The 6,511-nt window shown below is 72.2% G+C and carries 7 protein-coding genes and 1 tRNA gene; 7 read left to right on the top strand and 1 reads right to left on the bottom strand.

Annotated elements, in window-relative coordinates:
• Positions 1 to 422 (top strand): hypothetical protein (locus H9652_RS17765; RefSeq protein WP_225228431.1); only part of this gene is annotated, 422 nt, incomplete at its 5' end.
• Here the strand turns inward: H9652_RS17765 and H9652_RS17760 are convergent.
• Positions 343 to 1,662 (bottom strand): MFS transporter, encoded by a 1,320-nt coding sequence (locus H9652_RS17760; RefSeq protein WP_191797866.1) that lies wholly within the window; start codon positions 1,660 to 1,662, stop codon positions 343 to 345. The two genes, H9652_RS17765 and H9652_RS17760, sit on opposite strands and share 80 nt — an antisense overlap.
• Positions 1,663 to 1,733: 71 nt before the next feature.
• Here H9652_RS17760 and H9652_RS17755 point away from each other — a divergent pair, with 71 nt between their 5' ends.
• From H9652_RS17755 to def, 6 genes are all read left to right on the top strand, one after another.
• Entirely contained in the window at positions 1,734 to 2,672 is a 939-nt protein-coding gene (locus H9652_RS17755) for a LysR substrate-binding domain-containing protein (protein ID WP_191797865.1), read from the top strand.
• A 106-nt stretch (positions 2,673 to 2,778) separates the two neighbouring features.
• The gene (locus H9652_RS17750) at positions 2,779 to 3,342 is read left to right on the top strand and encodes a hypothetical protein (RefSeq protein ID WP_191797863.1); all 564 of its coding nucleotides are present in this window, start codon (positions 2,779 to 2,781) and stop codon (positions 3,340 to 3,342) included.
• A 129-nt stretch (positions 3,343 to 3,471) separates the two neighbouring features.
• Positions 3,472 to 5,016, top strand: coding sequence for an alpha/beta hydrolase (locus tag H9652_RS17745; protein WP_191797861.1), 1,545 nt, complete (start codon positions 3,472 to 3,474; stop codon positions 5,014 to 5,016).
• A 158-nt stretch (positions 5,017 to 5,174) separates the two neighbouring features.
• Positions 5,175 to 5,247 (top strand) — tRNA-Thr (locus H9652_RS17740).
• A gap of 153 nt (positions 5,248 to 5,400) precedes the next feature.
• Positions 5,401 to 5,700 carry a hypothetical protein gene (locus H9652_RS17735; protein ID WP_191797859.1) on the top strand — a complete coding sequence of 100 codons (300 nt, stop codon included), beginning with the start codon at positions 5,401 to 5,403 and terminating at the stop codon, positions 5,698 to 5,700.
• Positions 5,701 to 5,749: 49 nt separating this feature from the next.
• Positions 5,750 to 6,433 (top strand): peptide deformylase, encoded by a 684-nt coding sequence (def, locus tag H9652_RS17730; protein ID WP_191797857.1) that lies wholly within the window; start codon positions 5,750 to 5,752, stop codon positions 6,431 to 6,433.
• Positions 6,434 to 6,511: the final 78 nt, after the last annotated feature.

The following is a 6,511-nucleotide window of genomic DNA, read 5'->3' as shown; positions in this document are numbered from 1 at the left end:
ACCTGATCCGGGACTACTCCTCGATCGACGAGCTGGCGGACGAGGCCACGGACGTCGCGGTCGTCGAGCCGACGGGCCGGACGTGGACCGAGCGCGTCGGTACCGCGCCCTTCGCCGTGACCGAGGTCCGGGTCGTCACGTCGGACGGTGGACCGCTCGTGACGGACGATGTCGTCGCGGTCCGCCAGGACTCCGGCCACTACGTCAACGCCGCGCCGACGCCCGAGGAGGGCGAGCGCTACCTGGTGTTCCTCCACCCGTCGGGGGTCGAGGCGGACGGGCGGCAGTACTCGGTCGTGGGCGCTCAGGCGGTGTGGCGTCTCGACGGGTCGACGGGGCGTCTCACGACGCCAAAGAGCTCGTTGCCCCGCCGGGTGTCGGTCGAGGGCGCGGACGGGCGGCTCGTCGCGTCGTCCCGGTAGCGGGCGTGCGCAGCGAGCGCGACCCCAGCGTGAGCAGCGGTGCCGTGAGGGTCACCGCGGCGACGAAGATCGCGACCCCGGGCCACCCGGCGTGCACCCAGGTCACGCCGCCGAGCCAGCCGAGCAGGCTCGACGCGGCGTAGTAGAAGGCGTTGTACAGGGAGGTCGCCTGAGAGCGGCCCACGACCGCCCGGTGCCCGACCCACCCCGACGCGACCGCGTGCGCGCCGAAGAAGGAGGCGGTGAGGATCACGAGCCCCAGCAGGATCAGGGGGATCTGGGGGGCGAGCGTCAGGAGGGCCCCGGCGCTCATCGTGGCGCCCGCGACGGCCAGGACCCGTCGGCGTCCCCAGCGGACGGTGAGGCTGCCCGCGAGGCGGGAGGACACGGTCCCGCCCAGGTAGGCGAAGAACACGAGCGACGTGACCGCCGGGGACAGCAGGTAGGGCGGTGCCTCGAGGCGGAACCCGAGGTAGTTGTAGATCGTCACGAACCCGCCGATGACGAGGGCGCCGTTGGCGTACAGGACGAGCAGGCCGCGGTCGCGCAGGTTCGTCAGGACGAGCGAGCCGACGTGCCGCAGCCCTTCGCGGTCCGGCACGAAGCCCCGCGCCCGCGGCGCGAGCACGACGAACGCGACGGTCGTGAGCACGCACAGCCCCGACACGGTGGCCAGGCCCACGCGCCAGCCGGCGAGCTCGGCGACGCCCGCGGCGAGCACCCGGCCCGCGAGCCCGCCGATCGACACCCCGCCCACGAACATCCCCGCGACGACCGCGGTGTGCGCGGAGTGGATCTCCTCGTGGAGCAGGGTGACGGCGAGTGCCGGCACCCCGCCGAGCGCGGCGCCCTCGAGGAAGCGACCGACGACGAGTAGCTCGATCGTGGGCGCGAACGGGGCCAGCAGGCCGATGGTCGTCGCGGCGATCAGGGCGATCTGGATCGCGCGGACGCGGCCGACGCGGTCGGCGACCACGGACCAGGGCAGGACGGCGAGCGCGAGGCCCAGCGTCGCGGCCGAGACCGTGAGCGAGGCCGTGGGGGCGGCGATCCGGAGGTCGGAGGAGATCATCGGCAGGATGCCCTGCGGCGAGTAGAGCTGGGCGAACGTCGCGAGTCCCGCGCACACGAGCGCCACGACCGTCCTGCGGTAGCCCTGGGAGCTGCGCCGGTGTCCGGTCCACGGGGTGTGTGGTGGGACGACGAGCGCACGGGTCGTGACCGATGCGGGTGTGTGCATGGTTTCGACGCTAGGAGCCTCCGACTCTTGCGTCCAATGCATGTATCTATGTCGAACGATACGATCTGAGCATGGATGCCGCGCTGGACGAAGAGACCCGCCGCCTGCTGCCCCTGCTGCCCGCGTTCGTCGCGGTCGCCGAGGTCGAGCAGGTCACGCTCGCGGCCGCGATGCTCCGCGCCCCGCAACCGACCGTGTCGCGGGCCGTCGCGCGTGTCGGCGAGGTGCTGGGCGTGCCCGTGGTCGAGCGCCGCGGGCGCGGCATCAGGCTCACCGACGCGGGCCGTGCCCTCCTGCCGCACGCCCGCCAGGCGCTCGCGGCGCTCGGCGCCGGTGTGGACGCGGTGCGGTCGAGGGAGGCGCTCGCGCGCGGCACCCTGTCGGTCGCGTTCCAGACCTCGCTCGGCGAGTCCGTCGTCCCGGCCCTCATCAAGGAGTTCCTCGCCGACCACCCTGCCGTGCGGTTCACCATGACGCAGGGCGCCCGCCGCTCGTGCCTCGACGCGCTCGACGCGGGCGAGGCCGACATCGCGCTCGTGTCCCGGCTCGTCCCGGCCCCGGCCGGTCGCGAGATCCTCACGCTCTTCCAGGAGCCGCTCGTCCTCATCGTCCCCGCGGGGCACGAGCTCGCGTCGCGCCCCGGCGCCACGCTGCGCGAGGCCGCCCGCTCGACGTTCATCACGCTCAAGCACGGGTTCGGCCTGCGGGGGACGGTCGACGCGCTGTGCGCCGCCGCGGGCGTGCGCCCGACCATCGGGTTCGAGGGCGAGGACCTGCACACCGTGCGCGGCCTCGTCGCTGCGGGCCTCGGCGTGAGCGTCCTGCCGCCGGCTCGTCAGCCCGTGCACGACGTCGTCGAGATCCGCCTCGACGAGCCCGTGCCGTCGCGCGACATCGGCGCGGCCTGGTCGCCCGACAACACCTCGCCGACGCTCGCGGCGTTCGTCGAGATGCTCCGTGCGGGGGTCGTGGACACCGGCACGCCCGACGGCGGCGCGCCCGTCCGCTGAGCGGCGCCGTGTCGCCACGCAAGAACCGCGGTCCCCACGACATGATGAGAGTGAGGGGTGCACGCCACCGCGGCGCCCGTGCCGAAGCCCGAAGGAGACCCCGCCCATGACTTCCCTGCGCCGACTCGCCCCCGCCGTCTCGCTCGTCGCGCTCCTGGCGCTCACCGCGTGCGGGACGGACACCGACTCCGGCGGGAACGCCTCGGACACGCCCAGCGCCGAGGAGAGCACCGCGGACGAGAGCACGCCCTCCGACGAGTCGCCCGAGGCGCCCCTCGACGCAGCCGACCTGCCGATCGAGGCCGGTGCGAACGGCGTCGACCTGCCCGCGGGGATCGACGCCCCCACGAGCGGCGGCACGGGCGCGGCCTGGACCGCGGAGGACGGCTACCTGTACGTCGTGACGTTCGGGTCGAGCACGTGCCCGCACATCGCCGAGGGTGACGCGACCCTGGACGGGAGCGACGTCGTCGTGACCTTCCAGAAGGTCGACGAGACCAAGCCCTGCACCATGGACCTGCGCCCCTGGACCACGGTCGTCAAGGCCCCTGAGGGTGTCGACGAGTCGGCCGACGTGACCGTGCGCCTCGACGAGGCAGGCTCTGTCGTGCTGGCGCCGCGCGCAGCCGCCGGGCAGGTCGGCGAGGCCGCATGGGTCGCCCAGTCCTGACCTGGTGACGGGGTCGGTCGTGGCCCGGGGCGGCGCGCGGGCCCGCCGCCCGTGAAGTTCGCGTGAAAGGGCAGGGCCGGGGGCGTCGTTCGAGGTCCCCGGCCCAGCCCGACCCGTTACCGTTGCCGGGTGAAGACGCCCCACCGCCGCACCACAGCGCTGTCCGCCGCGACGCTCGCCGTCGCCCTGCTGCTCGGGGCGTGCGCCCCCTCGCCCAAGGTGCAGAGCCCCGCCGAGACGGGGTCGTCCTCGACGGGGTCCACGGGGACGGGCGAGGACGTGCCGGCCGAGCTCGCGGAGTTCTACGGGCAGAGCCTCGTGTGGGACGACTGCGGCGGCGGGTTCGAGTGCGCGACCGCGATCGCACCCCTGAGCTGGGACGACCCCACGCAGGGCAAGATCGAGCTCGCGCTCAAGCGGCTGCCCGCCTCGGGCGAGAAGATCGGGTCGCTGCTGACCAACCCCGGTGGGCCGGGCGGGTCGGGCATCGAGTACGTCACGAGCGCCGCGGGCAGCATTGGCGAGCCCGTCAAGGAGGCGTACGACGTCATCGGGTTCGACCCGCGCGGGGTCGGTGCCTCGACCCCGGTCGTGTGCCTCGACGACGCGGCCAAGGACGCCTCCCTGTCCCGGGCCTACCCCGACAGCGACGAGGGCCGCGCCGAGATGACCGCCGACCTCAAGGCATGGGCCGACGCGTGCGCGCAGAACACGGGCGACCTCCTCGGCAACGTCGACACCCAGAGTGCCGCGCGCGACATGGACATGCTGCGCGCCGCCCTCGGAGACTCGACCCTCAACTACCTCGGCTTCTCCTACGGGACCCAGCTCGGCGCCACGTACGCAGGGCTCTACCCGGAGAAGGTCGGGCGCATGGTCCTCGACGGTGCGATCGACACCACGTTGACCTCCGACGAGGTCTCCGCACAGCAGGCCGTCGGCTTCGAGAACGCGCTGCGCGCCTACGTGAAGGACTGCCAGGGCGGCAAGGACTGCCCGCTGACCGGCTCGGTCGACGACGGCATGGCCCAGGTCAAGGCGTTCCTCGACCAGGTCTCCGAGCGCCCCCTGCGGACCTCGAGCGACCGCCGGCTGACGTCCACGCTCGCGTTCTACGGGATCGCGCTGCCGCTCTACAACAACGAGAGCTGGTACGCCCTGACCGCCGGCCTGGACGCCGCGCTCAACGACGGCGACGGCACCATGCTGCTCGGCTTCGCCGACCTGTACAACGGCCGCAACGCCGACGGCACGTTCAACGACAACTCGGCCGAGGCGTTCCGAGCGGTCAACTGCCTCGACGCGCGCGGCAACCCCGACCCCGCGTTCATGGCCGAGCAGGCCGCCCAGATCGAGGAGGCGGCCCCGACCATGGGCTCGTTCTTCACCTACGGCGGCCTGTCGTGCGTCGACTGGGCCTACCCCGTCGTGGACCAGGAGCTCGACCTCCACGCCAAGGGCGCCGCGCCCATCGTCGTCGTCGGGACCACCAACGACCCCGCGACCCCGTACGTCTGGGCCGAGGGCCTCGCCAAGACCCTCGACTCCGCGACGCTCCTCACCTGGGAGGGCGAGGGGCACACGGCCTACGGCCGGTCCAACGCGTGCGTCGCCGACGCCGTGGACGCGTACCTGGTCGACGGGAAGGTCCCGGAGGACGGGAAGGTCTGCTGAGGGTGCTCTGACCTGGTGGCCCGCGGGCCCCTCGTGCGGGCGGCCTCGCAGGCAGCCCGACGGCGCCGCGGGAGCCAGTTTGTCCTCACGCCCCCGCGTTGGGTACAGTTGCGACGCTTGCTGAAACGGAGCGCCGCAAGGCGTGACGTCCGGTACGCGCCGCCTTAGCTCAGTCGGTAGAGCGTCTCACTCGTAATGAGAAGGTCATCAGTTCGATTCTGATAGGCGGCTCAGGCACGAAGGCCCGGAACCTCAACGGTTCCGGGCCTTTCGCGTTGTCGGGGCTGGTGGGGAACCTCGAGCTGCGCCTCTCTGGGTGGCCGCTTTCGCGCTCCAGTGGTCGATGACCTGACGAGTGTGTCGACCAGCCCGTATTGTCCCTGCATGACGAGTGCGACCTGCGCCCTGGTGGCTACCGTGATCCCGGTGTTCCTCCTCGCCGGCTTTCTCGGGCAGGGACTGCTTCGCAAGTCCCGGACGTTCAGGGGCTCCACGAGGTTGCTCCTCCTGGGCTACGTGGCATTCTCTGCAGGAATGACGTTGGTCGCAGCGGTCGGTGCGAACGATGACGGGCTGTCCGGGGTTGCGGCGTGGCTCGCGTGGACGGCTCTCTCCCTGGGAGTTTTCGCGATCACCCTGGAGGCATACATCCAGATCTTCGAACCGTCCGCTGAGCAGCGCTGAGTACCTGCCGCCGGATCGATGCGCTTGAGCACCACCTAGGCTTGTCCCCATGTTCACTTTCGGCCGTCGTCGCCCCGCCACCTACGTCCTGGGCCAGCCGGTCAAGTCCTTCCCGGAGATCGCCCCCGAGGTCGAGCGCGGCAACATCCTGCGCATCACCGAGATCGGCGAGTCCGTCCTGCACACCCCGGCCCGCGAGGTGACCGAGTTCGGTACGCCCGAGCTCGCGCAGCTCGTCGACGACCTGTTCACGACGATGTTCGTCGCGGAGGGTGTGGGCCTGGCGGCCCCGCAGGTCGGCGTGGACCTGCGGGTCTTCGTGTACGACGTCGAGGACGAGAACGAGGACCGCCACGTCGGGCACGTCGTCAACCCGGTGCTCGAGGTCTTCGACGGACCCGAGGACGAGATCGAGGAGAGCGACGAGGGGTGCCTCTCGATCCCGGGCGCCTACTCGCCGCTCGCCCGCCCTGTGAAGGCGATCGTGCGCGGGTTCGACCAGCACGGGAAGCCGGTCGAGCTCGCCGGGTCGCACTTCCTGGGCCGCGCGCTCCAGCACGAGGCACAGCACCTCGACGGGACGCTCTACTTCGACCACCTCACGCCCGCCGCGCAGGAGGCCGTGATCGCCGAGATGCACCGGGAGCGCCCCGGGGTCCTGGAGGAGCGGCTCGAGCTGTCCGAGGCCCTGGGCAAGACGCCGGCCGAGTACCCGGCCGCGCCGCTGCGCTGACCGCACCTGTGGATCACAGGTGAGAGGGGTGGTTCGGCCTGAGACGGGTTGCTGGGGACGCGACCCAGCAACCCATCT

The organism is Oerskovia rustica (assembly GCF_014836555.1).
Lineage (GTDB): Bacteria > Actinomycetota > Actinomycetes > Actinomycetales > Cellulomonadaceae > Oerskovia > Oerskovia rustica.
This window is presented reverse-complemented; position numbering and strand designations above follow the sequence as displayed.

What these genes read in the sequence shown, in the direction of transcription:
- H9652_RS17760 (WP_191797866.1), bottom strand. Translation starts at nt 1,662, where the DNA reads ATGCACACACCCGCATCGGTCACGACCCGTGCGCTCGTCGTCCCACCA.
- H9652_RS17755 (WP_191797865.1), top strand. Translation starts at nt 1,734, where the DNA reads ATGGATGCCGCGCTGGACGAAGAGACCCGCCGCCTGCTGCCCCTGCTG.
- H9652_RS17750 (WP_191797863.1), top strand. Translation starts at nt 2,779, where the DNA reads ATGACTTCCCTGCGCCGACTCGCCCCCGCCGTCTCGCTCGTCGCGCTC.
- H9652_RS17735 (WP_191797859.1), top strand. Translation starts at nt 5,401, where the DNA reads ATGACGAGTGCGACCTGCGCCCTGGTGGCTACCGTGATCCCGGTGTTC.
- def (WP_191797857.1), top strand. Translation starts at nt 5,750, where the DNA reads ATGTTCACTTTCGGCCGTCGTCGCCCCGCCACCTACGTCCTGGGCCAG.